Origin of the sequence: Sinorhizobium sp. 22678, from assembly GCF_052044265.1 — a bacterium.
Taxonomy (GTDB): domain Bacteria; phylum Pseudomonadota; class Alphaproteobacteria; order Rhizobiales; family Rhizobiaceae; genus Sinorhizobium; species Sinorhizobium meliloti_A.
This window is the reverse complement of sequence record NZ_JBQEMS010000002.1, coordinates 322,778-343,010: the sequence shown is the minus strand read 5'-3', so window position 1 is coordinate 343,010 and position 20,233 is coordinate 322,778. Positions and strand designations below refer to the sequence as shown.

The 20,233-nt window shown below is 63.1% G+C and carries 21 protein-coding genes; 11 read left to right on the top strand and 10 right to left on the bottom strand.

Annotation, left to right across the window (positions count from 1 at the left end):
* Window positions 1–685: LysR family transcriptional regulator (locus ACTJKL_RS05150; RefSeq protein ID WP_440852347.1), on the bottom strand; the 685-nt coding region annotated here is incomplete at its 3' end.
* A gap of 585 nt (window positions 686–1,270) precedes the next feature.
* Here ACTJKL_RS05150 and odc2 point away from each other — a divergent pair.
* Together odc2 and ACTJKL_RS05140 are read left to right on the top strand one after the other, a co-directional pair.
* Window positions 1,271–2,410, top strand: coding sequence for an ornithine/lysine decarboxylase (gene odc2 / locus ACTJKL_RS05145; protein ID WP_234841209.1), 1,140 nt, complete (start codon window positions 1,271–1,273; stop codon window positions 2,408–2,410).
* Between the two features lie 85 nt (window positions 2,411–2,495).
* Window positions 2,496–3,086 (top strand): GNAT family N-acetyltransferase, encoded by a 591-nt coding sequence (locus ACTJKL_RS05140; RefSeq protein WP_100672888.1) that lies wholly within the window; start codon window positions 2,496–2,498, stop codon window positions 3,084–3,086.
* A gap of 239 nt (window positions 3,087–3,325) precedes the next feature.
* On the opposite strand, the gene ACTJKL_RS05135 is transcribed toward ACTJKL_RS05140, so the two are convergent.
* A complete protein-coding gene (locus tag ACTJKL_RS05135; protein WP_411933271.1) occupies window positions 3,326–3,961 on the bottom strand; it encodes a LysE family translocator in 636 nt (211 codons plus the stop codon).
* A gap of 278 nt (window positions 3,962–4,239) precedes the next feature.
* Here ACTJKL_RS05135 and ACTJKL_RS05130 point away from each other — a divergent pair, with 278 nt between their 5' ends.
* On the top strand, window positions 4,240–4,686 hold the full coding sequence (locus ACTJKL_RS05130; protein ID WP_100672890.1) for a glyoxalase superfamily protein: 447 nt from the start codon (window positions 4,240–4,242) through the stop codon (window positions 4,684–4,686).
* 69 nt (window positions 4,687–4,755) lie between these two features.
* Here ACTJKL_RS05130 and ACTJKL_RS05125 read toward each other — a convergent pair whose 3' ends face one another.
* From ACTJKL_RS05125 to ACTJKL_RS05115, 3 genes are all read right to left on the bottom strand, one after another.
* Window positions 4,756–5,745, bottom strand: coding sequence for a WD40 repeat domain-containing protein (locus ACTJKL_RS05125; protein WP_411933270.1), 990 nt, complete (start codon window positions 5,743–5,745; stop codon window positions 4,756–4,758).
* Between the two features lie 43 nt (window positions 5,746–5,788).
* Complete coding sequence (locus tag ACTJKL_RS05120; protein WP_440852346.1) at window positions 5,789–6,895, bottom strand: CobW family GTP-binding protein; 1,107 nt, start codon at window positions 6,893–6,895, stop codon at window positions 5,789–5,791.
* A gap of 116 nt (window positions 6,896–7,011) precedes the next feature.
* Window positions 7,012–7,803 carry a creatininase family protein gene (locus tag ACTJKL_RS05115; protein WP_275599916.1) on the bottom strand — a complete coding sequence of 264 codons (792 nt, stop codon included), beginning with the start codon at window positions 7,801–7,803 and terminating at the stop codon, window positions 7,012–7,014.
* Between the two features lie 113 nt (window positions 7,804–7,916).
* Between ACTJKL_RS05115 and ACTJKL_RS05110 the strand changes: the two genes are divergently transcribed.
* The 3 genes from ACTJKL_RS05110 to ACTJKL_RS05100 all read left to right on the top strand — a co-directional run bounded on the left by ACTJKL_RS05110 (window position 7,917) and on the right by ACTJKL_RS05100 (window position 10,587).
* Window positions 7,917–8,420 (top strand): MarR family winged helix-turn-helix transcriptional regulator, encoded by a 504-nt coding sequence (locus tag ACTJKL_RS05110; RefSeq protein ID WP_003528917.1) that lies wholly within the window; start codon window positions 7,917–7,919, stop codon window positions 8,418–8,420.
* Between the two features lie 108 nt (window positions 8,421–8,528).
* A complete protein-coding gene (locus tag ACTJKL_RS05105) occupies window positions 8,529–9,551 on the top strand; it encodes a LacI family DNA-binding transcriptional regulator (protein ID WP_026168787.1) in 1,023 nt (340 codons plus the stop codon).
* A 73-nt stretch (window positions 9,552–9,624) separates the two neighbouring features.
* Window positions 9,625–10,587 (top strand): 2-hydroxyacid dehydrogenase, encoded by a 963-nt coding sequence (locus ACTJKL_RS05100; protein ID WP_440852345.1) that lies wholly within the window; start codon window positions 9,625–9,627, stop codon window positions 10,585–10,587.
* Between the two features lies 1 nt (window position 10,588).
* On the opposite strand, the gene ACTJKL_RS05095 is transcribed toward ACTJKL_RS05100, so the two are convergent.
* The gene (locus ACTJKL_RS05095; RefSeq protein ID WP_324762366.1) at window positions 10,589–11,344 is read right to left on the bottom strand and encodes a gamma-glutamyl-gamma-aminobutyrate hydrolase family protein; all 756 of its coding nucleotides are present in this window, start codon (window positions 11,342–11,344) and stop codon (window positions 10,589–10,591) included.
* Between the two features lie 329 nt (window positions 11,345–11,673).
* Here ACTJKL_RS05095 and ACTJKL_RS05090 point away from each other — a divergent pair, with 329 nt between their 5' ends.
* From ACTJKL_RS05090 to ACTJKL_RS05075, 4 genes are all read left to right on the top strand, one after another.
* Entirely contained in the window at window positions 11,674–11,898 is a 225-nt protein-coding gene (locus ACTJKL_RS05090) for an aa3-type cytochrome c oxidase subunit IV (protein ID WP_003528928.1), read from the top strand.
* A 320-nt stretch (window positions 11,899–12,218) separates the two neighbouring features.
* Window positions 12,219–13,367, top strand: coding sequence for a Re/Si-specific NAD(P)(+) transhydrogenase subunit alpha (locus ACTJKL_RS05085; RefSeq protein WP_411921732.1), 1,149 nt, complete (start codon window positions 12,219–12,221; stop codon window positions 13,365–13,367).
* 1 nt (window position 13,368) lies between these two features.
* On the top strand, window positions 13,369–13,779 hold the full coding sequence (locus ACTJKL_RS05080) for an NAD(P) transhydrogenase subunit alpha part 2 (protein ID WP_003528932.1): 411 nt from the start codon (window positions 13,369–13,371) through the stop codon (window positions 13,777–13,779).
* Window positions 13,780–13,788: 9 nt separating this feature from the next.
* On the top strand, window positions 13,789–15,189 hold the full coding sequence (locus ACTJKL_RS05075) for an NAD(P)(+) transhydrogenase (Re/Si-specific) subunit beta (RefSeq protein WP_127709118.1): 1,401 nt from the start codon (window positions 13,789–13,791) through the stop codon (window positions 15,187–15,189).
* A 15-nt stretch (window positions 15,190–15,204) separates the two neighbouring features.
* On the opposite strand, the gene ACTJKL_RS05070 is transcribed toward ACTJKL_RS05075, so the two are convergent.
* The 4 genes from ACTJKL_RS05070 to rpsU form a co-directional block, all read right to left on the bottom strand.
* Entirely contained in the window at window positions 15,205–16,476 is a 1,272-nt protein-coding gene (locus tag ACTJKL_RS05070; RefSeq protein WP_440852344.1) for an adenylate/guanylate cyclase domain-containing protein, read from the bottom strand.
* Window positions 16,477–16,581: 105 nt separating this feature from the next.
* Window positions 16,582–17,055: a DUF992 domain-containing protein gene (locus tag ACTJKL_RS05065; protein WP_100672898.1), complete on the bottom strand. Its 474-nt coding sequence runs from the start codon at window positions 17,053–17,055 to the stop codon at window positions 16,582–16,584.
* A 293-nt stretch (window positions 17,056–17,348) separates the two neighbouring features.
* Window positions 17,349–18,272 carry a tetratricopeptide repeat protein gene (locus tag ACTJKL_RS05060; protein WP_440852343.1) on the bottom strand — a complete coding sequence of 308 codons (924 nt, stop codon included), beginning with the start codon at window positions 18,270–18,272 and terminating at the stop codon, window positions 17,349–17,351.
* 151 nt (window positions 18,273–18,423) lie between these two features.
* The gene (gene rpsU / locus ACTJKL_RS05055) at window positions 18,424–18,636 is read right to left on the bottom strand and encodes a 30S ribosomal protein S21 (protein ID WP_025424858.1); all 213 of its coding nucleotides are present in this window, start codon (window positions 18,634–18,636) and stop codon (window positions 18,424–18,426) included.
* Window positions 18,637–18,942: 306 nt separating this feature from the next.
* Here rpsU and ACTJKL_RS05050 point away from each other — a divergent pair, with 306 nt between their 5' ends.
* A complete protein-coding gene (locus ACTJKL_RS05050; RefSeq protein ID WP_018096724.1) occupies window positions 18,943–20,196 on the top strand; it encodes a sarcosine oxidase subunit beta family protein in 1,254 nt (417 codons plus the stop codon).
* Window positions 20,197–20,233 lie beyond the last annotated feature (37 nt).

The window sequence follows — 20,233 nt, the reverse complement described above, 5'->3', positions numbered from 1 at the left end:
GCGCCGCGGCAAGTGGACTGTTGACTTCGATCTGCCCGCTGACCGGCACGGTGAATGGCGAACCGTCCTTTTCGACGAAACGCCAGCTCGAATAGGACCGGCCGTTGGTGTCGAGGATGCACGGCAGCTTGGAAAGTTCACTCGGATGCGCGAGGGCGCCGGCCTTGGCCATGAAATCCGGCGAGGCGCAGACCAGCACCTGGAAGTCGTCGAGCTTGCGGGCGATCAGCGTCGAGTCCTCGAGCCGGGTGATTCGGATGGCGACGTCGAATCCTTCCTCGACGAGGTCGATGAACCGGTCGTCCGAGACGATGTCGAGCGACAGTTCGGGATGCTCCTTGCCGAAGTCGATCAGGGACTGGCCGATATCCGCATCGACGAAAGTCCTCGGCACGGTGATTCGCAATCGGCCCTTGAGGTCGGAATTGTTGGCACGCACGAGATCGGCGAGGTTGTCGATCTCCTTCAGGATTTCCGATGCGCTGCGATAATAGGTGTGGCCGGCCTCGGTCAGCGAGAACTGGCGCGTCGTGCGGTTCAACAGCAGCGCGCCGAGCTCGTCCTCGAGTTCGCGTACATATTTCGACAGCAGCGCCTTGGATTTGCCGATGCGCCGGGCCGCGGCCGAAAAGCCTTCCGCGTCCACGACATCGATGAAGGCGCGGATGCGGGTCAAGGTATCCATAGTTCGTCTTTCTCTGGCGTGCAGGCGAAAACGCGCATGGGTAGGCGGGTCTCGGTTCCCGCACGCACGCACGGCCTGCTGCGATCGTTCAGCCAAAGTGAACACTGGCGCCGTTGCCCGGTCCAGAAAAAATTAGCGGCGAGATGGAAAAACCTCTTGATTACGACGATGATTTTTCTTACCTACGCCTTGCCCAAAGTCGCACGTGCCTGTGGGTGTCCGCCGACCCTCGATTAGGTGAGGTTATCGGTAAGGTACCTGGAACTAACCCCTCCAGTCGCTATTCCGGCCAACCGGGAAATGCGAGGACATCTTGAAGCAACGACGGTGCGGGCCTTTCTGGTGTCTGCCGGCTTTCCAACAGCCGGGGTTACTGAAGAGGCACACCTTCATTGCCGGAAGTGCGGTTGGGTTATTCCCTCCAATCCATGGCAGACAAAGCCGAATCCTAGCCTTTGCGGGCTTTGATTCACATTCGCGCATCGAGCGCATGCATGGTTCCGGGGTCTCCACCGGCTGGTTCCAGTGCAGGCGTGCGTATGCCCTTTGTCCTCCACAAATGTGGAGTCTAATGGATCGGGGAATATGGCCATGACCACCGCACGTATCATCGACTTCCTCAACACCCGACGACCCGAAGGTCCTTGCCTCGTTGTCGACCTCGACGTCGTGCGCGACAATTTCAAGGCCTTCCGTCATGCGCTGCCCGACAGCGCGATCTACTATGCCGTGAAGGCAAATCCGGCGCCGGAAGTCCTGCGTCTTCTCGCCGGCCTCGGCTCCAACTTCGATTGCGCGTCGGTCGCCGAGATCGAAATGGCGCTCGATGCAGGCGCGACGCCGAACCGCATCTCCTATGGCAACACCATCAAGAAGGAGCGGGACGTTGCGCGCGCCCATGCGCTGGGCATCAGCCTCTTTGCGGTGGACAGCCACGAAGAGGTCGAGAAGATCGCGCGCGCCGCTCCCGGCGCCCGTGTCTTCTGCCGCGTGCTCACCGATGGCGAAGGCGCCGAATGGCCGCTGTCGCGCAAGTTCGGCTGCGTGCCGCAGATGGCGGTCGACGTGCTCGTCTATGCGCACCAGCTCGGGCTCGTTTCCTACGGCGTCTCGTTCCATGTCGGCTCGCAGATGACGAAGCTCGACGCATGGGATGCGGCTCTTGCCGATGCCAAGCGTGTCTTCGTCCAGCTTGCCAAGCAGGGCATCGAGCTCAAGATGGTCAACATGGGCGGCGGCTTCCCGACGAAGTACCTCAGGGACGTTCCGTCGGCCGAAGCCTATGGCCAGGCGATCTTCGGCGCGCTGAAGAAGCACTTCGGCAACAACATTCCGGAGACGATCATCGAGCCGGGCCGCGGCATGGTGGGAAATGCCGGCGTGATCAAGGCGGAAGTCGTTCTCGTGTCGAAGAAGTCGGACAACGACAGCCACCGTTGGGTCTTCCTCGACATCGGCAAGTTCGGCGGTCTCGCCGAGACGATGGACGAGGCGATCCGCTATCCGATCCGTACGGCCCGCGATGCCGATGCGATGGAACCCTGCGTGCTCGCCGGCCCGACCTGCGACTCGGCCGACGTGCTCTATGAGAAGAACATGTATCCGCTGCCGATCTCGCTGACGATCGGCGACGAGGTTCTGATCGAAGGCACGGGTGCCTACACGACGACCTACTCGGCCGTCGCCTTCAACGGCTTCGAGCCTCTGAAGGCCTATGTCATCTGATCCTGCTCGCTCCCGCTCAAGCGGGAGCGGCTTTCACAATTCATGTCCGGTCCGCCTGAAGCGGTTTTGATGACGGGACGCCCAGATGGCCGCTGTTGTTGATTCCCTGCGCGCGTTCTTCGCGCCAACCACCTTTATAATCGACTCGGAAAACCCGGGCGATGTCGTTGCGCGCGAGAACCTGCTCGACCGTGCCATGGGCGCGGGTCGCCGCAGGAAATCGTCGGAGAAGCTGCGCCGCGGCCGCGTGCCTGCCGAGGGCCTTGCCCTTGTCGCGCGGGATGCGGACGGTCACGTCATCGGCACCGTGCGCCTCTGGAACGTCGAGGCCGGCGTCAACCGCGAGGGCCAGGCGGTGCCGGCGCTGCTGCTCGGCCCGCTTGCGGTCGATCCGGCGCATGAGGGCAAAGGTATCGGCGGCATGCTGATGCGCGCGGCGATCCAGGAAGCCAAGAACCGCGGCCATGGCGCTGTCCTGCTCGTCGGCGACGCCGCCTATTACGAACGTTTCGGCTTCTTCGCGCAGCGCGCGCAGCATCTCGTGATGCCCGGTCCTTTCGAACGCAACCGCTTCCTGGCGCTCGAACTCAAGGAAGGCTGGCTCGACGGTGCTGCCGGGATGCTGGTTCCAAGCGGCCGGAAACTCGCTTTGCCGCCGCTTCGCCGCGCGGCCTGAATTTCTTCCGCCTCCCACCCTGCGGAGGTGGATTATCAGCAGCGCTCCTGCCGCCTTTCGCGGCGGGAGCGCTGTGAGACGCTTCAGAGCACTTCCAGGAAAGTGTGTAACGGTTTTCCGTCCGGAAGTGCGTTGGATCAAACGGTTGAAGCATTTCAGTGTTTCTATGAAACGGTGAAATGCTCCAAAGCACGGCCATTCCCTTCGAATGACCATGCCACACGTTGTGCCGAAGCCTTCTAATTCGCAGCGCGGCGATAGAGTGCCAGAGATCCGGCGAGCGCCAGCAGTGCGCCGCCGCAGATGCGGTCGAGCCAGATCGCGCCGGAGCGCCTCATGAAGCGTATCGCCTGCGACCCGAGCAGGGCATAACCGAACATCACCATGAAATCGATCGACGCGAAGACGATGGCCAGCATGGCGTATTGCGGCGCCTGTGGCAGGGCGGGAACGATGAATTGCGGCAGAAAGGCCGAAAAGAACAGATAGCCCTTGGGATTGGTGACGGCCACGAGGAGGCTCTTGGCGAAGATGGAGCGCGTCGCCCCGGCATCCATAGCCTGCGACGCTTGCGGCGGGAGTTCCAGCGTCCCGCGCGATCGCAGCAGCATGACGCCGAGATAGGCGAGATAGGCGGCGCCCAGCCATTTGATCACGGAGAACCAGAATTCCGACGCTGCGAGCAGTGCGCCAAGCCCGAGTGCGACCGCGCCGATCAGCACGAAATCCGAGAGCATCGCGCCGATCATTCCTGCCGTTGCCCGTTTCACGCCATAACGCGAACCATTGGTGAGGGCGAGAAGCACGGTCGGTCCAGGCGTTGCAATGCCGATGAAGGCGACAAGCGCGAATGCGAGAATGGTGACTTCGCTCATGATGTGCTCCCCGGATCACTTTTCCTCATCCGCTCTTGGCGACGCCAAGTCGTCCCATGGCGGTCGCTTGCGTGCAAGTGGCATCGCCGGCGGCCCCGCGCGTTTGACAGCCTGCGTCGTTTCCCCTATTTCAGGCGCCGGGCGAGGGCCCCTGCCGTCCGCGAGCGTCAAGCTTCGGTGAAGTCTCTCTTTTCGACACGGTCACGCCGCGCGGCATGCTACCGATGGCAATGCGGACACCCATCCCGGAAATGCATGCCGTAACAGGAGACCCTGTCATGACGCATGAATTACGAAGCCTTCCCTCGCTCGATGCGCTGAAGGACCAGGCCAGACGCCTGAGATCGCGGCTTGTGTCGGAGGGTGACGAAGTCACCCACTCCAAGTCGCTCGAGCTGATCGCCGCCCAGTATGGCTATCGCGATTGGAACACGCTGCACGCGGCTGTCGGCAACCGACCTGCTTTCAATCCATGGATGCTCGGGGCGCGGGTCAAAGGCCGTTATCTCGGCCAGCCTTTCGAAGCGGAAGTCCTCTCGGCCCAGGCGATCGGCGCGAAGCCGGGACGTTATCGCCTGACGTTCAAGTTCGACGAGCCTGTCGACGTCGTCACGTTCGAGAGCTTCTCCGCCTTCCGCCAGCGGGTCACCGCCACCATCGATGAGAGCGGGCGGACCGTCGAGACGACATCGGACGGGCGGCCGCATCTGGAACTGGAATGGTGAGAACAGGCGGAGCCGGCCCCATCCGGCTACCCCGCCTTTCGCCGCAGCGGGGGCATGCATTCACCCCCGCTACCCGGCGATATCCACCACACCGCAATCGCCCGCCGCCGATCCAAAAGCGAGTTGGCGGCCGCTCTTGTTCCAGGCCATGGCGGTGATCGCGCCATTGCCCGGGCGACGCAACAGGACTTCCTTGCTGTCCGCGAAGCGGGCGGCAAGGATCATGCCGTCCTCATAGCCGATGGCGACGATATCGTCCGCCGGGTGGCAGGCGACCGTCGTCACCATGATGTTGGCGCGGGTGCCGAGCTCGAGCGGCGCCTTGCCCATCGGCCCGTCCTTGCCCTGAAATGGCCAGACGATCGCCGCCGGCGCCCCGGACGATGCGAGCCACTTGCCCTTCGCTGACCAGGAAAGCGACTTCACCTTGGCCGGATAGCCGGTCATGCGCATGTGGCGCGCCTCGGCGCCGGGCTTCGCGTCGAGCTTCCAGCCATGCAGCGCATTTTCCTGCATTGCGGTGACGACGAAGCGTCCGTCGGGAGAGAAGGTGACGGCGGTGTGGGCGCCCTTCCATTCGAGATCGACCGGCTGGCCTGCCATGGCCACCCAGTGCAGCGAGACGCCGTTGTAGCGCGCGGAGGCGATCCTCAGGCCCTTGGGTGCGAAGGCGATGCCTTCGACGGTCCGCTGCTCGGGAAAGTCCCTGGTGGTACCGTCGGAAAGGCGGACATGCGCCGTTTTGCCGTAGGCGTAAGCGACCGCACCCTGCGGTCCCGCCGCAACTTGCGAGATCCATTTGCGACCCGTGTCGGCAACGAGGCTCGCCGTCCCGTCTGCCGAAATGCGCATTACCTTGCCGTCTTCGCCGCCGGTCAGCAGCGTGTCGTTCGCCTCGTCGACAACGAGGGACAGCAGCCCGTCATGTGCTTCGGTCGTCTTGTGGCCGTGATCGAGCCGGTGGATCGTGCCGGCGGCCCCGGCGAAGAAGGGAACATCCTTGAGGAAAGCCACGCCGACGACGTGACCTTCGAGATCGAGCGGAGCGACGGTCGGCATCAGTTTGACGGACTTTCTGTTTTCAGCATGGACTTATCCGGGATCATGCCGGGACTTCGCAGGCCTTGAAGGTGCGCTCGATCTTCTCGCGGTCGAGATCGCGGCCGATGAAGACGAGCCTGCTTTCACGCTTCTCGCCGTCTTTCCACGGGCGCTGGTGATCGCCTTCGATGATCATGTGAACGCCTTGGACGACATAGCGCTCCGCGTCGCCGGCGAAGGCGATGATGCCCTTGAGGCGCAGGATGTTCGGACCGTCGGTCTGGGTGATCTTCTGGATCCAGGGGAAGAAGCGATCCGGATTCATTTCGCCCCCGCGCAGCGAAATCGACTGCACCGTCACGTCATGGATCGGCGAGGGGCCGTCGTGATGGTGATGGTGGTGGTGGTCGTGATCATGCTCATGATCATGATCATGATCATGATGGTGGTGATCATGATGGTGATGATCGTGGTCGCAATCGGGACCGCAGACGTGGTCGTGATCGTCCTGATCGAGGAAGTGGGGATCGTTTTCGAGCGCCCTGTCGAGATTGAAGGCACCCTGGTCGAGCACCTTTCCGAGGTCGATCTCGGAGCGCTGCGTGCGATAGATGCGGGCGGACGGATTGATGACGCGCACGGTTGCCTCGACGCGCTCCAGTTCCTCCGGCGTCACGAGGTCGGTCTTGTTGAGAAGCACCACATCGGCGAAGGCGATCTGGTCCTCGGCCTCGCGGCTGTCCTTCAGACGCAGCGGCAGGTGCTTGGCGTCGACGAGCGCCACGACCGCGTCCAGTTCCGTCTTGGCGCGAACGTCGTCATCCATGAAGAAGGTCTGCGCGACCGGCACCGGGTCGGCAAGGCCGGTGGTCTCGACGATGATCGCGTCGAAGCGCCCGGGACGGCGCATCAGTCCTTCGACGACCCGGATCAAGTCGCCTCGAACGGTGCAGCAGACGCAGCCATTGTTCATCTCGTAGATTTCCTCGTCGGACTCGACGATCAGGTCGTTATCGATGCCGATCTCGCCGAATTCGTTGACGATGACCGCATATTTGCGGCCATGATTCTCGCTGAGGATGCGGTTCAGAAGCGTCGTCTTGCCGGAGCCGAGATAGCCCGTGAGCACGGTGACGGGGATCGGCTTCAGCGCGGATGTTTCGGTCATGGGAACCTCGAGGGTTGGCGATGCGCCGCGGGCATCGATGGCTGGGTTCTCATATAAGAGATGAGGTGGCGATGCGCAAATACAGACCTGTGTCGCGATCGACGCGAAAGAAAAAATCAGTCGAGCTCGCCGGCATCGAAGGCGTTCACATCCTCGAGCAGTTCGATGATGCCTTTCGCAGCATGCGCAAGCAGCGCTTCGCCGCGCTCGGCGGTGGCGGCGGCGGCATTGCCGGCGACGCCGTCCGGGCTCAGATCCGACATCTTCCAGCCGAAGGCGTGCGGGCCGTAGGCGCGCAAATGCTTGAAAGAACGCGCGAACTCGCTCTGGCGCGAGGGGAAGTCGCGGGTCTTCGCCATGTCCACCTTGTCCGGATGGAGCGCCAGCATGACCGAGGTCTCGATATCGCCGCCATGGATGTCGACTGCCTTGTCCTCGGCGCCGATCCAGCCGTCCGGCTGTCCGAAGCGTGTCCAGCTCGTCGCCACGGCGAGCATCCCGAAGCGTATCCGCGCCTCCGTCGCTACGATGGTCATCAGGGGCGAATTGCCGCCATGTGCGTTCAGCATCACGAATTTGCGGATGCCGAGTCCGGCGAGGTCCTCGGCGATGCCGAGCCAACGTTCGACCGCCTCGTCATAGGCGAGCGTTCGGGTGCCGGGCACGTCCATGTGTTCGATCGAATAGCCGACCGGTTCGACAGGCAGGAAGGTCACGGGCAGGGCTTGGGGGAGTGCGGCGATAACGCGTTCGACGATGCCCGCCGCAATCAGCCGGTCCGTTTCGAATGGGAGATGCGGCCCGTGTTGTTCATGTGCGCCGAGCGGGAGCACCGCGATCCAGTCCCGCCGCTCGACAGGTTCGAGTGCGGCGGAATTGTCGGTCCATCGGGGCTTCGGCAGCGACATTTCTACTCGGACCTCGGCGTGGTTTGTCGTAAAATCGTTATTTGAGTCATACAGTTCGTAAACTCAAGCCTTATTGCTATAAGTGTAGTGTAGGGGATTCGGCGGGAGGTCCAATGGGCAAGAAGAGCAAAGCCGAAAGGAAGGGCAAGAACGGCAAGAAGAAGGACGAGATCGTCGCCGAGGCGAACGATCACGATCTGGCTTCGGTTCTCGTCCAGGCGGCCCGCTCGATGCGCACCGTACTCTCTCGCAACCTCGTCGCGAGCGGCCTTTATGCCGGGCAGGACGGCGTCATGCTCGCCCTTGCCGAAACCGACGGGCTCACGGCCGGGGCGCTGGCGGGCAAGCTCGGGGTCAAGGCACCGACGATGACGCGCACGATCGGCCGCATGGAAGCGCAAGGCTTCCTCGAACGCCGGCCGGACAGGGACGATGCCCGGCTGACCAAGGTCTATCTGACAGAGCTCGGCCGTGATCGCCTGCAGATCATCGCGGAAGCGGGCCAGCATTCCGAGAAGCTCGCAACACGCGGTTTGACCGACAAGCAGGTACGCACTCTCATGAAGCTCCTGCGCGCTGTCGACAGCAATCTGCAGGCCGCCAGAGCTGCGGATTGAGCCGCGGTGTGAGAACCGGGCGGCTTGAACTTCCCGATTGCAGCGATATTTTAAACAGTTTAAAGGAATTTAAACTGGCTGACGGCAGCGACTGCAACGGGGGATATGGTGGCGCAAAAGGTCAAGCTTTCGACAATCGCGGAAACACTCGGCCTTTCGACGGCGACGGTATCCCTGGCATTGCGCGACAGCCCGCTGGTGGCGGCGGTCACCCGCGACAAGATCAAGGAGCAGGCGCGCGCACTCGGCTATATCTACAACCGCCGTGCCGCAAGTCTCAGGACGTCGCGCTCGGGCATCATCGGTGTCGTCGTGCACGACATCATGAACCCGTTCTACGGTGAGATCCTCAAGGCGATCGAGGCTGAGCTCGATCGCGACAAGCAAACCTTCATTCTGTCCAACCACTACGATTCCGTCGAAAAGCAGCGGGATTTCATCGAGACGCTGCTGCAGCTCGGCGGCGACGGCGTCATCATGTCGCCCGCCATCGGCACGCCGCCGCAGGATATTCAGCTTGCCGAGGACAACGGCATGCCGGCGATCCTGATCGCCCGCTCGATCGAGGGGCTCGACGTCCCGATCTTCCGCGGCGACGACGCCTATGGCATTTCGCTCGCGACCAATCACCTCATCGGGCTCGGCCATCGCTGCGTCGCGATGGTCGGGGGAACCGACCAGACCTCCACCGGCCGCGACCGTTATCAGGGTTACGTCAATGCGCTTCGCAAGGCGAATATCGAGGTCGATCCGGACCTGCGCATCCCGGGGCCGCGCTCCAAGCAGGGCGGTTTCGAGGCCGCCGTGCATCTCCTCTCACTGCCGCAGAAGCCGACCGCGGTCGTCTGCTGGAACGATCTGGTCGCCATCGGGATGATGAACGGCATTGCCCGCGCCGGCCTCGTGCCGGGCGTCGACATCTCGGTCACCGGCTACGACGACCTCGAGGAAGCGTCGATCGCGACGCCCGCGCTGACGACCGTCTGGAACGGCCAGGCGGAGGTGGGCCGCAGCGCTGCGCGCGCGCTCCTCGACAAGCTTTCCGGCAGCCATGAACCGGACGGCATCCATCTGATCAAGCCGGAAATGCGCATCCGCCAGTCGACCGGCCCGCTGCGGGTAACGGCTTGATCGATTCCTCCGCGTCTGAACAGGATGCGTGAGTGTTCGCCCGCATTCCCGCTATGTCCGGAAAGGAAACCCGATGAGTCGTCCCAGAATTCTCGTGCCCGGCAAGATCAACCCGAGGGTCCTCGAACGATTGCCGGAAATGTTCGAGACCGTGTGCATCGAGCGCGCCGATGCGGCTCTCGTGACAGCCGACATGCGCGACGTTTCCGGCATCGCCGTTTCGGGCAAGCTGCCGGTGCCGCTGATGGATGCATTCCCCAGCCTCGAGATCGTTGCGAATTTCGGCGTCGGCTACGACGGCGTCGATGTCTCGCGCGCAGCAGCCCGAGGGATTGTCGTCACCAATACGCCTGATGTCCTGACGGAGGAAGTCGCCGACACGGCCATCGGCCTCCTCCTCAACACGCTGCGCCTCCTGCCGCAGGCCGAGCAATGGCTGCGCCAGGGTCGCTGGGCGCGCGAGGGCGCCTTCCCGCTATCGCCGCTATCGCTCCGCGGCCGTACGGTCGGGCTGTTCGGCCTCGGCCGGATCGGCCTTGCGATCGCACGGCGGCTCGAAGCCTTCGGCGTCTCGATCGCCTACCACACGCGAACGCCGCGCGAAGGGCTCGCTTTCACCTATCATCCGACCCTTTCGGGTATGGCCGAGGCCGTCGACACGCTCATCGTCATCGTACCCGGGACGGCGAGCACGCTGAGGGCTGTCGATGTGGATGTCCTTTCGGCGCTCGGCCCGAAGGGCGTGCTGATCAATGTCGGCCGGGGATCGACCGTGGACGAGGCGGCGCTCATCGCCGCGCTTCGGAACGGCACCATTGCCGGAGCCGGCCTCGACGTCTTCGAAAACGAGCCGCATGTTCCCGAAGCGCTCCTTTCGTTTCCGAATGTCTCTCTGCTGCCGCATGTGGCGTCGGCGTCGGTCGTCACGCGCAACGCGATGTCCGATCTCGTGGTCGACAATCTGAAGGCATGGTTCTCGACCGGCGAGGCTTTGACGCCGGTCGTCGAGACGCCGTTCCGGCGTAGAGTGGTCTAACCTAACTGGCCTTGCTCTCACGATAGGCGCGCGCGGCATCTCCGAAGGCCTTGAACAGGGCGGCTGACGGGGCGTCGGTCCGCACCCAGTATTCGGGATGCCACTGCACGCCGACGGCGAAGGCCTTGGCGCCGATGACCGAGACCGCCTCGATGGTCCCGTCGTCGGCCACGGCTTCGACTGCGAGGCGCGGAGCGGCGGCGCCGATCGCCTGGCGATGCAGCGAATTGACCCTTACGCGGCCGGTGCCGAGGACCGGAGCAAGGCAGCTTCCTTCCTTCACGACCACATCCTGGCGAATGCCATAGGCGACATCGAGATCCGGAACTTCCGGCTTGCGATGGTCCCAGATGCCGGGCTGCTCCTGGATCTCGCTCGCAAGCGTGCCGCCAAGCGCGACATTGAGCTCCTGTATGCCGCGGCAGATCGCGAACAGCGGGACGCCGCGATCGATTGCGCGGCGGATCAGCGGCAGGCTGGTCGCATCGCGGCCCGGGTCGAAAGGCCCGTCCGCTTCGGTCGCCTCCCTGCCATAGAGCGAAGGGTGGACGTTGGAGCGAGCGCCGCTGGCGAGCACCCCGTCGACGCGGTCGAGAATCTCGTCCACATCGTTCCCGGCCTGCAGTGCGGGAACGAGAAACACCATCAGCCCGGCGCCCTCGACCGCCGCGCGGACATATTGGTGGGCGGCAACATGCCAGACATTGCCGTCGAATTCGCGGAAATCGCAGGGGATGGCAACGACAGGTTTCGACATCGTCAGACTCCGGTTATTATCCGCAAAAGCCATGCCGCCAGAACCTTTAAAAAGTCAACGGGGAGACGCGCGGTACTCCCTCGTCTCCGGCGGAACGGCTTGGGCAATGGACAGACGAGCCTGCGCACTTCCGACGGACCGCCATGCACTTTTCCTGAAAGTGCTCATTCGATTATGCCGCAGGCTTGCGGGGCGGTTTTCGTTGCGAAGGGCCGGCGCATTGTGTATGCGGAGCTAAAGGAACCGGTTGCGCCTCGCGGGCAAGCGGTCATGGGTGGATAAGACAGGGCCGCCATCGGCGGCGCCGCAGAATTTTGGAGAATTGGACGATGGCAGAGCATCATTCGGGACCGGTCGAAACGGGCGCTCCGATGGACTATTCCGAGCACGAGAAGACATATGATTTCTTCATCAGCGCCACGAAATACGGCACTCTGTTTTGCGTCGCGCTGCTGATTGCGATGGCAGCTGCTTTCTTTACGACGATGGGCTTCTTCAGCTCGCTTGTTCTTTTCATTCTCATCAACGTCGCCGGTTACTTCTTTCTTCGCTGACCGGCGTCGCTGATCCGTCCCGCCGAAGATGGGGAGGGGTCCCCATCTTTGTCGCGGGCCCATCGCGTTTTTCCCGCACCACGTGGGAGTATCGTCTCGGCGGCGGATGTTTCCGCCCCCGCAGGAGGAGTTTCTGTCGCTGCGACGACGCCCCGTAAGGTGCACTAAGGTCGCTGTAGCGCATCGAGGTGCCGCATGGTTCTCTTCCGAAATCGGCTCGATTCGGGGACCGTGTGAGTGAAGAGGCGGCGTGCAATGCTGTCGTCTGGAGGACAACGTCCGCAACCCGGCCAGCCGGGGCGGACCGGGGAGGGGGATTTGTGAGCGAGATCGTCTTTATCGCCAAGGAATCGGATCCGAACGAGGGACGCGTTGCCGGCTCCGTCGAGAGCGTGAAAAAACTGAAGGCGCTTGGCTTCGACGTGGTTGTCGAAGCGGGTGCGGGCCTCAGTTCACGCATACCAGATCAGGAATACGAGAAGGCCGGTGCGCGGATCGGTACGGCGGCGGATGCGAAAACCGCCGACGTGGTCCTCAAGGTCCGTCGGCCGACTGCGCAGGAGATTTCCGGCTACCGGTCGGGCGCTGTCGTCATCGCCATCATGGATCCCTACGGTAACGAGGAAGCGATATCGGCCATGGCCGGCGCGGGCCTCACGACCTTCGCCATGGAGCTGATGCCGCGTATCACCCGCGCCCAATCCATGGACGTGCTTTCCAGCCAGGCAAACCTTGCCGGTTATCAGGCGGTGATCGACGCCGCGTACGAATATGACCGCGCGCTGCCGATGATGATGACCGCGGCCGGCACCGTACCGGCGGCCAAGGTCTTCGTCATGGGCGCAGGCGTTGCCGGCCTGCAGGCGATCGCTACCGCCCGCCGCCTGGGCGCGGTCGTCTCGGCGACGGACGTTCGCCCCGCCGCCAAGGAGCAGGTAGCCTCCCTCGGCGCCAAGTTCATCGCCGTCGAGGATGAGGAGTTCAAGGCGGCCGAGACCGCCGGCGGCTATGCCAAGGAAATGTCTGGGGAGTATCAGGCCAAGCAGGCCGCGCTCGTCGCCGAGCACATTGCCAAGCAGGACATCGTCATCACCACGGCGCTGATCCCCGGCCGCCCGGCGCCGCGGCTCGTTAGCCGCGAGATGCTCGATTCCATGAAACCCGGATCGGTCGTCGTCGACCTTGCAGTCGAGCGCGGCGGCAACGTCGAAGGAGCCGAAGCCGGCAAGGTGACGGAGGTCGGGGGCATCAGGATCGTCGGCCATCTGAACGTGGCGGGCCGCATCGCCGCTTCCGCCTCGTTGCTCTATGCCAAGAACCTCGTCACCTTCCTGGAGACGATGGTCTCGAAGGAGACGAAGGCGCTGGCACTGAACATGGAGGACGAGCTCGTCAAGGCCACGGCGCTGACCCATGGAGGGGCAGTCGTGCACCCGGCCTTCGGCGGTGTCATGAGGGGGGAGAAGTAAGATGGCGAACGAACTTCTGGACAAGGCACTGACCGATCTGGAACGGGCGGTCGAGGCGGTGAAGACCGCCGCCGAATACGTGCCCGATGCGGCCGGAGCGGTGGCGCATGGCGCGACCGGCGGCGCGATCGATCCCTTCGTCTTCCGCCTCGCGATCTTCGTGCTGGCGATCTTCGTGGGCTATTACGTGGTCTGGTCGGTGACGCCGGCGCTGCATACGCCCCTGATGGCGGTGACCAATGCGATCTCGTCGGTAATCGTCGTCGGCGCCTTGCTTGCGGTCGGGATTTCCGCCTCGGGGCTTGCCACCGGCTTCGGCTTCGTCGCACTGGTGCTTGCTTCGGTGAACATCTTCGGCGGCTTCCTGGTCACCCAGCGCATGCTCGCCATGTACAAGAAAAAAGAAAAGTGAGGCGGGCCGATGAACGCTAATTTCGCTGCCTTCCTCTATCTCGTCTCGGGCGTGCTCTTCATCATGGCGCTGCGCGGCCTGTCGCATCCGACCACCAGCCGCAAGGGCAATACCTACGGCATGGTCGGCATGGGCATCGCGATCGTCACGACGCTGTTCCTGGCACAGCCGTCGATCGGCGGGTTTCTCCTGATCGTCGTAGGTCTGGCCGCCGGCGGCGGTGCCGGCGCCTATATCGCAAAGCGCATCCCGATGACGGCGATGCCGCAGCTCGTGGCCGGCTTTCACTCGCTCGTCGGTCTCGCTGCCGTTCTGGTGGCGGCCGCCGCACTCTATGCCCCGTCCTCCTTCGGTATCGGTGAGGTCGGCTCGATCCACGCCCAGGCGCTGGTCGAAATGGCGCTCGGCGTGGCGATCGGCGCCGTCACGTTCACGGGCTCGATCATCGCCTTCCTGAAGCTCGACGGCCGCATGTCCGGCAAGCCTATCCTTCTGCCCTACCGCCACGCGATCAATCTCGCGATTGCCGCACTCGTCGTCTTCTTCATCGTCGGGTTGGCGCTCAGTGAAAGCCATTTCGATTTCTGGGCGATTGTCGCCCTGTCGCTGGCGCTCGGCGTGCTGATCATCGTTCCGATCGGCGGCGCGGATATGCCGGTCGTCGTGTCGATGCTGAACTCCTATTCCGGCTGGGCCGCGGCCGGCATCGGCTTTACCCTCGGCAACCTGGCGCTCATCATAACCGGGGCGCTCGTCGGCTCGTCGGGCGCGATCCTCTCCTACATCATGTGCAAGGGCATGAACCGGTCCTTCATCTCGGTGATCCTGGGCGGCTTCGGCGGCGAGACGGCGGCTGCCGGCGGCGACGACGGGGTCCAGAGGACGGTGAAACAGGGCTCGGCCGACGACGCCGCCTTCCTGATGCAGAACGCCTCTAAGGTGATCATCGTGCCGGGCTACGGCATGGCAGTCGCCCAGGCACAGCACGCGCTCCGGGAGCTTGCCGACAAGCTCAAGGAGAACGGCGTCGAGGTGAAATACGCGATCCACCCGGTCGCCGGCCGCATGCCGGGCCATATGAACGTGCTGCTCGCCGAAGCGAATGTCCCCTATGACGAGGTGTTCGAACTCGAGGACATCAATTCGGAATTTGCCCAGGCCGACGTCGCCTATGTCATCGGTGCCAACGACGTCACCAATCCGGCGGCCCGGGACGACAAGTCCTCGCCGATCTACGGCATGCCGATCCTGGACGTCGACAAGGCCAAGACCTGCCTCTTCGTCAAACGCTCGCTCGGCTCCGGCTATGCCGGCATCGACAACACGCTGTTCTACAAGGACGGCACGATGATGCTGCTCGGCGACGCCAAGAAGATGACCGAGGAGATCGTCAAGGCGATCAATCACTGAGGGTATCGGCTCCATTTAACTGGAGGCGATCTCCGGATCCCAGGTGAAGAGCTCCTTCGCCCTGGCGATGCCGCGCAACGCGAAGCGCCCGAGCGAAACGGCATTTGCCCGATGCTCGGGCGGACAGGCGGCGATGAATTCCGAAGACATGATCACGTGCCGCTCGACGGAGCGGCACATGGCGGAGATACGGCTCACCTCGTTGACGGCCGGTCCGACGACGGTGAAATCCAGCCGGTTCTGGCTGCCGATATTGCCGTAAAAGACCTCGCCGATATGCAGGCCCAGATAGACGTCGGTAGTCGGCTTCCCCTCGTCGAGCCGCCTTGCGTTCAATTCCGCGAGCATGACCCGCAGCTGACGCTCCGCCGCGATGGCGGCGGCGCAGGCCTCGGCCGGTTTGCGGCCGTTGAAGATGGCAAGCACTCCGTCGCCGATAAGCTTCAATACGCTGCCGCCATGATCGTGGACGGCGGTGATCACCATGCCGGAATAGTCGTTCAGAAAGGGGATGACATCCTCCGGCGCGACGCTGTCGGCTATGCGCGTGTAGTTCCTCAGATCGGAGAACCACATGACTGCTTCGATCCGCTCGGCCGAGCCCCGTTCGATGCTGCCCTCGACGACGCGGCGGCCGGCGTCGGGGCCGAGATAGACATCCGCAAGCGTCCCGATGATGCGCATGCACGAGGCTGCCTTCACCGCGAGCGCAAGGGTGGGTAGCAACACTCTCAGTGCCGCGATGTCCTCCTCACGGAAGCCGGCCTGCTTCTTTGTGGTCCAATAGGAGTACAGGCAATCCATCTGCCCTATGCGGCCGCGGTCGGTGAAGTGATGAATCATGCTGACGCAGTCGGTGTGGCCCTCTGCCTTGAGCGTGTCGAGCATGGTGAAGGGAATATGCTTCTCTCCGGCAAGGCGGGTGCGGCGCTCGGTTTCATTGTTCTTGAGCATTTGGAAGAAGACGGAACGCTGCCAGTTGGTCTGGGCTTCGCCGCCGCTGGTCGAGCCGTATTGCACGACCTCGGGAACCTCGCCGCTTTCGCTGTTCCACTGGAAGGCGCGTCCCTCGAACTCCGGGTGCAGCGTATCGATGATGCCGAGCGCACGATCTATGGGCAGGCCCGCGGCGTGGCACCGTTCACAGAAGCCGGCAAGAAGGTCCTGCTCCTTCAGGCCTCGAATTCCCTCGTCCGACATCCACACAACGATGTCGCGGATCAGCTGTTCCTTCATCCTGCATCCCGTCGTGCCGGCGTTACCGCGTCCGGCAACGATCATCACCATCACAGTGCAGCGACTTGCGGCGCCGCGCAAGGTGGGCCGTGCGGATCACGCAATGTGGCGCGGACGGGGAAGGGAGAAGAGACGGCCTCACCGCTCGCCCCGCGATCAACCGGCCGGCGCCAGGACCAGATGATCCACGCCAAGGGCGACATTCAGGCCCTCTTGCACCTGGACATTGACCGGTTGCAGCATGAAAGCCTTGTTCGTGCCGCCGGCAATGACCTTCGCTCCGCCACCGACAGCGAAGCTCGCATCGGCGCCGACGCCGACATATTCGCCAGCCAGTGCATATTCGTTCAGCGGAGTGCCGGTTTTCGCCAGCACGTCCCAGATCATGACGGTTTTGCCGGTGGAGCCGATGTCCAGGCCGATCTTGGTGATCTTGCCCGCGTAGACTCCTCCAGGCGAGCCATCCGCCGGCGAGAAGGTGCACATCAGGTTCTTGGTGGAGGTGACGATCAGCCCGGTGCCGCCTTCCGAGCCGCATGTGAGACGCCCGAGCGTGACGTAATTCTGGGCGCTGGCAGCTCCGGTGAGCGCCGCAAAGGCGATTGCCGTAATGAGGGTCTGTCGAATCATGGCTCGGATCTCCGTGCTGGACCGTTTCACTGTTCATTCCAACTGTGAAACGCTCTAAACCCGCTGAAACCAGGCGCTTCCGGACGGAAAACCGCTACACACTTTTCCTGGAAGTGCTCTGGTCCAACGCACTTCCGGACGGAAAACCGTTACACACTTTTCCTGGAAGTGCTTCTAGGCCATGGTCAAACGGATTGAATTCAGGATGGTTCCGCGACCCTGTTCGGCTTTGATGAAACGACGACGCCCGCGACAGGCGCGGGCGTCTGATGTCTAACGGAGAATGGGCGACGTCAGGACATCGCCTTGGCGCGGGCAAGGCCGGCACGCGCCGGCTCGTATTTGGGATCGAGCGACAAGGCATGCGAATAGGACTTCGCCGCCTTGGCCTTGTCACCGCGTCGCTCGTAGATCAGCGCCTGGTTTGCCCAGGACTCCGCCAGCTTGCCATTCAGGTTGATGGCCGTGTTGAAGTCGGAGAAGGCATTGTCGTCGTCGCCCTGGGCCACATAGGAGATGCCGCGGCCGTTATAGGGTTCGGGTGAGCTCGGCGAGAGCGAGATTGCCTTGGAGAAATCTTCGATAGCCTGCGCGTGCTGGTTGCGCGCCTGATAGATCAGGCCACGATTGTGGTAGGCGCGGGGGTCCGCCGTATCGAGTTCGATCGCCTTGTTGAAGTCGTTGAAAGCGGCGTCGAGCTGGTTCGCCTGACGGTAGAGATTGCCGCGGCCGATATAGGCGACATCGTAATTCGGATTGATCTGCAGCGCTGCATTGTAATCGGCAAGAGCGGCCTGCTGGTTGCCCAGGTTGCGCTGAACCAGCGCCCTGTTGGCATAGGCCTGATGGAAGCGCGGGTTGAGCTGGATCGCCTGGTCGAAATCGGCGACCGCGCGGCGGAATTCGCCGGCGCGCCCGTAGGCCGAGCCGCGCACATTGTAGCCCTCGGGGTCGCTCGGATTGGACGCGATGACGCTCGAGAGCGAGGCGATGTTTTCTTCCGAGCCCTGTGCCCGTTCGACACGGAACATCGATTCGGGCTTGTCGGTCTGGCATCCTGCGATGAGCAGGGCCGAGCCGAGCACGAGAAAGGCGGCAAGCTTCGGCTTGCGCTGGTGGCGGCGGTTCGCCTCCTCGGTGATGAGGCCGGAGACGTCCGCAGTCATGGCAGCAAGTGTCAAAGTCGATCCCTCAATGCGACAAGGCCCGAAAGCCATCGGCTTTCCGTTTACAGAGCACGCAAGTGCGGCGGCTGACCGTCGCCAGCTGTCACGCTAGACTGTCGACGGACTGGGTGTCCATACCAAAATGGCGGCGGCGATCCCTCGCCTCCGCCACTTGCATTGGAAAGCGTCGAAAAAAAGACGATCAGCGGGCCACGAGGCCTTCGCGCTGCGCCCGCTTGCGGGCCAGCTTGCGAACGCGGCGGACGGCTTCTGCCTTTTCGCGCGCACGCTTCTGGGACGGCTTTTCGTAGAAGTCACGCATCTTCATTTCGCGGAAAATGCCTTCGCGCTGCATCTTTTTCTTAAGAGCGCGGAGCGCCTGATCGACATTGTTATCGCGGACAAGTACCTGCACGTGAATCCCGTTCCTTTGCTTCGAGTTGGCAAGCCTCACCATCAGGTTTGGAGAGGCAATAAATTTGCGTTCGCTGGGCGAGAACCCTACGATTGAAAGAGCGGATAACAGATCGCGTGCCGAAAGTCCAGCGGCGAGAGAAAGCGCGTGGGGAAAAAGCGCCAATACCTCTGCGGCGGCGGGCCGTCGATGTCGCAAGACCGCGCAAGTCCGCCTGATCGCGTCGCAAAAGAAACGTTGCGTGGTCCTCGGATTTGCGATTTCTAACGCCAACGAACGTTACCGGGTTCATGGAGTAGCAGGCTGATGCGCAAATATTCTGTTTTTGCCGTGGCGCGCGAGGCGCTGCGCGGCCACAAAGGGTGGGGCCCGCACTGGGCTTCGCCTGAGCCGCGCAAGCAATATGACGCAATCATCATCGGCGGCGGCGGTCACGGCCTCGGCGCCGCCTATTATCTCGCCAAAGAGCACGGCATCACCAACGTCGCCGTGCTCGAGAAGGGCTGGATCGGCGGCGGCAACACCGGCCGCAACACGACGATCATCCGGTCCAACTATCTCTATGAAGAGAGCATGGACATCTACGAGCATTCGCTGAAGCTCTGGGAAAACCTGTCGCAGGACTTGAACTACAACGTCATGTATTCGCCGCGCGGCGTGATGATGCTGTCGCACAACATCCATGACCAGCAGTCTTTCAAGCGTCACATCAATGCCAACCGGCTCTACGGCATCGACAACGAATGGCTGACGCCGGAGCAGGCCAAGGCCTACTGCCCGCCGCTCGACATAGCGAAGACTGCCCGCTACCCGATCAACGGCGCGGCACTGCAGCGCCGCGGCGGCACTGCGCGCCACGATGCGGTCGCCTGGGGCTATGCGCGCGCGGCCTCGGATCGCGGCGTCCACATCATCCAGAATTGCGAAGTGACCGGCATCCGCCGCGACGAAACCGGCCGCGTGACCGGCGTCGATACCAACCGCGGCTTCATCGGTGCGAAGAAGGTCGGCATCTCCGCTGCGGGCCACTCGTCGGTCCTGATGCAGATGGCGGATGTGCGCGTGCCGCTGCAGAGCCAGCCGCTGCAGGCGCTCGTCTCCGAGCCCTTGAAGCCGATCTTCCCCTGCGTTGTCATGTCGAACTCCGTGCATGCCTATATCTCGCAGTCGGACAAGGGCGAGTTCGTCATCGGCGCCGGCACCGACCAGTACAATTCCTACTCGCAGACCGGCGGCCTGCAGATCATCACGCATACGCTGGATGCGATCTGCGAACTTTTCCCGATGTTCCGCCGCGTCAAGATGATGCGGCAATGGGGCGGCATCGTCGACGTCACCCAGGATCGTTCGCCGATCCAGGGCGTGACGCCGGTGCCCGGGCTCTACCTCAATGCCGGCTGGGGGACGGGCGGCTTCAAGGCGACGCCGGGTTCGGCCAATCTCTTTGCCCATCTCATCGCGCGCGGCGAGCCGCACCGGCTTGCCGCGGGGCTCACGCTCGAGCGCTTCCGCACCGGGCGGCTCATCGACGAGGCGGCCGCGGCCGCCGTTGCGCACTAAAGCATGATCCGACGGAGCGAAGGTCGATAGGATTACG

Excerpts from the sequence above, each read along its gene's own strand:
- odc2 (WP_234841209.1), top strand. The coding sequence starts at position 1,271 with ATGGCCATGACCACCGCACGTATCATCGACTTCCTCAACACCCGACGA.
- ACTJKL_RS05140 (WP_100672888.1), top strand. The coding sequence starts at position 2,496 with ATGGCCGCTGTTGTTGATTCCCTGCGCGCGTTCTTCGCGCCAACCACC.
- ACTJKL_RS05135 (WP_411933271.1), bottom strand. The coding sequence starts at position 3,961 with ATGAGCGAAGTCACCATTCTCGCATTCGCGCTTGTCGCCTTCATCGGC.
- ACTJKL_RS05130 (WP_100672890.1), top strand. The coding sequence starts at position 4,240 with ATGACGCATGAATTACGAAGCCTTCCCTCGCTCGATGCGCTGAAGGAC.
- ACTJKL_RS05125 (WP_411933270.1), bottom strand. The coding sequence starts at position 5,745 with ATGCCGACCGTCGCTCCGCTCGATCTCGAAGGTCACGTCGTCGGCGTG.
- ACTJKL_RS05120 (WP_440852346.1), bottom strand. The coding sequence starts at position 6,895 with ATGACCGAAACATCCGCGCTGAAGCCGATCCCCGTCACCGTGCTCACG.
- ACTJKL_RS05115 (WP_275599916.1), bottom strand. The coding sequence starts at position 7,803 with ATGTCGCTGCCGAAGCCCCGATGGACCGACAATTCCGCCGCACTCGAA.
- ACTJKL_RS05110 (WP_003528917.1), top strand. The coding sequence starts at position 7,917 with ATGGGCAAGAAGAGCAAAGCCGAAAGGAAGGGCAAGAACGGCAAGAAG.
- ACTJKL_RS05100 (WP_440852345.1), top strand. The coding sequence starts at position 9,625 with ATGAGTCGTCCCAGAATTCTCGTGCCCGGCAAGATCAACCCGAGGGTC.
- ACTJKL_RS05095 (WP_324762366.1), bottom strand. The coding sequence starts at position 11,344 with ATGTCGAAACCTGTCGTTGCCATCCCCTGCGATTTCCGCGAATTCGAC.
- ACTJKL_RS05090 (WP_003528928.1), top strand. The coding sequence starts at position 11,674 with ATGGCAGAGCATCATTCGGGACCGGTCGAAACGGGCGCTCCGATGGAC.
- ACTJKL_RS05080 (WP_003528932.1), top strand. The coding sequence starts at position 13,369 with ATGGCGAACGAACTTCTGGACAAGGCACTGACCGATCTGGAACGGGCG.
- ACTJKL_RS05075 (WP_127709118.1), top strand. The coding sequence starts at position 13,789 with ATGAACGCTAATTTCGCTGCCTTCCTCTATCTCGTCTCGGGCGTGCTC.
- ACTJKL_RS05070 (WP_440852344.1), bottom strand. The coding sequence starts at position 16,476 with ATGGTGATGATCGTTGCCGGACGCGGTAACGCCGGCACGACGGGATGC.
- ACTJKL_RS05065 (WP_100672898.1), bottom strand. The coding sequence starts at position 17,055 with ATGATTCGACAGACCCTCATTACGGCAATCGCCTTTGCGGCGCTCACC.
- ACTJKL_RS05060 (WP_440852343.1), bottom strand. The coding sequence starts at position 18,272 with ATGGCTTTCGGGCCTTGTCGCATTGAGGGATCGACTTTGACACTTGCT.
- ACTJKL_RS05050 (WP_018096724.1), top strand. The coding sequence starts at position 18,943 with ATGCGCAAATATTCTGTTTTTGCCGTGGCGCGCGAGGCGCTGCGCGGC.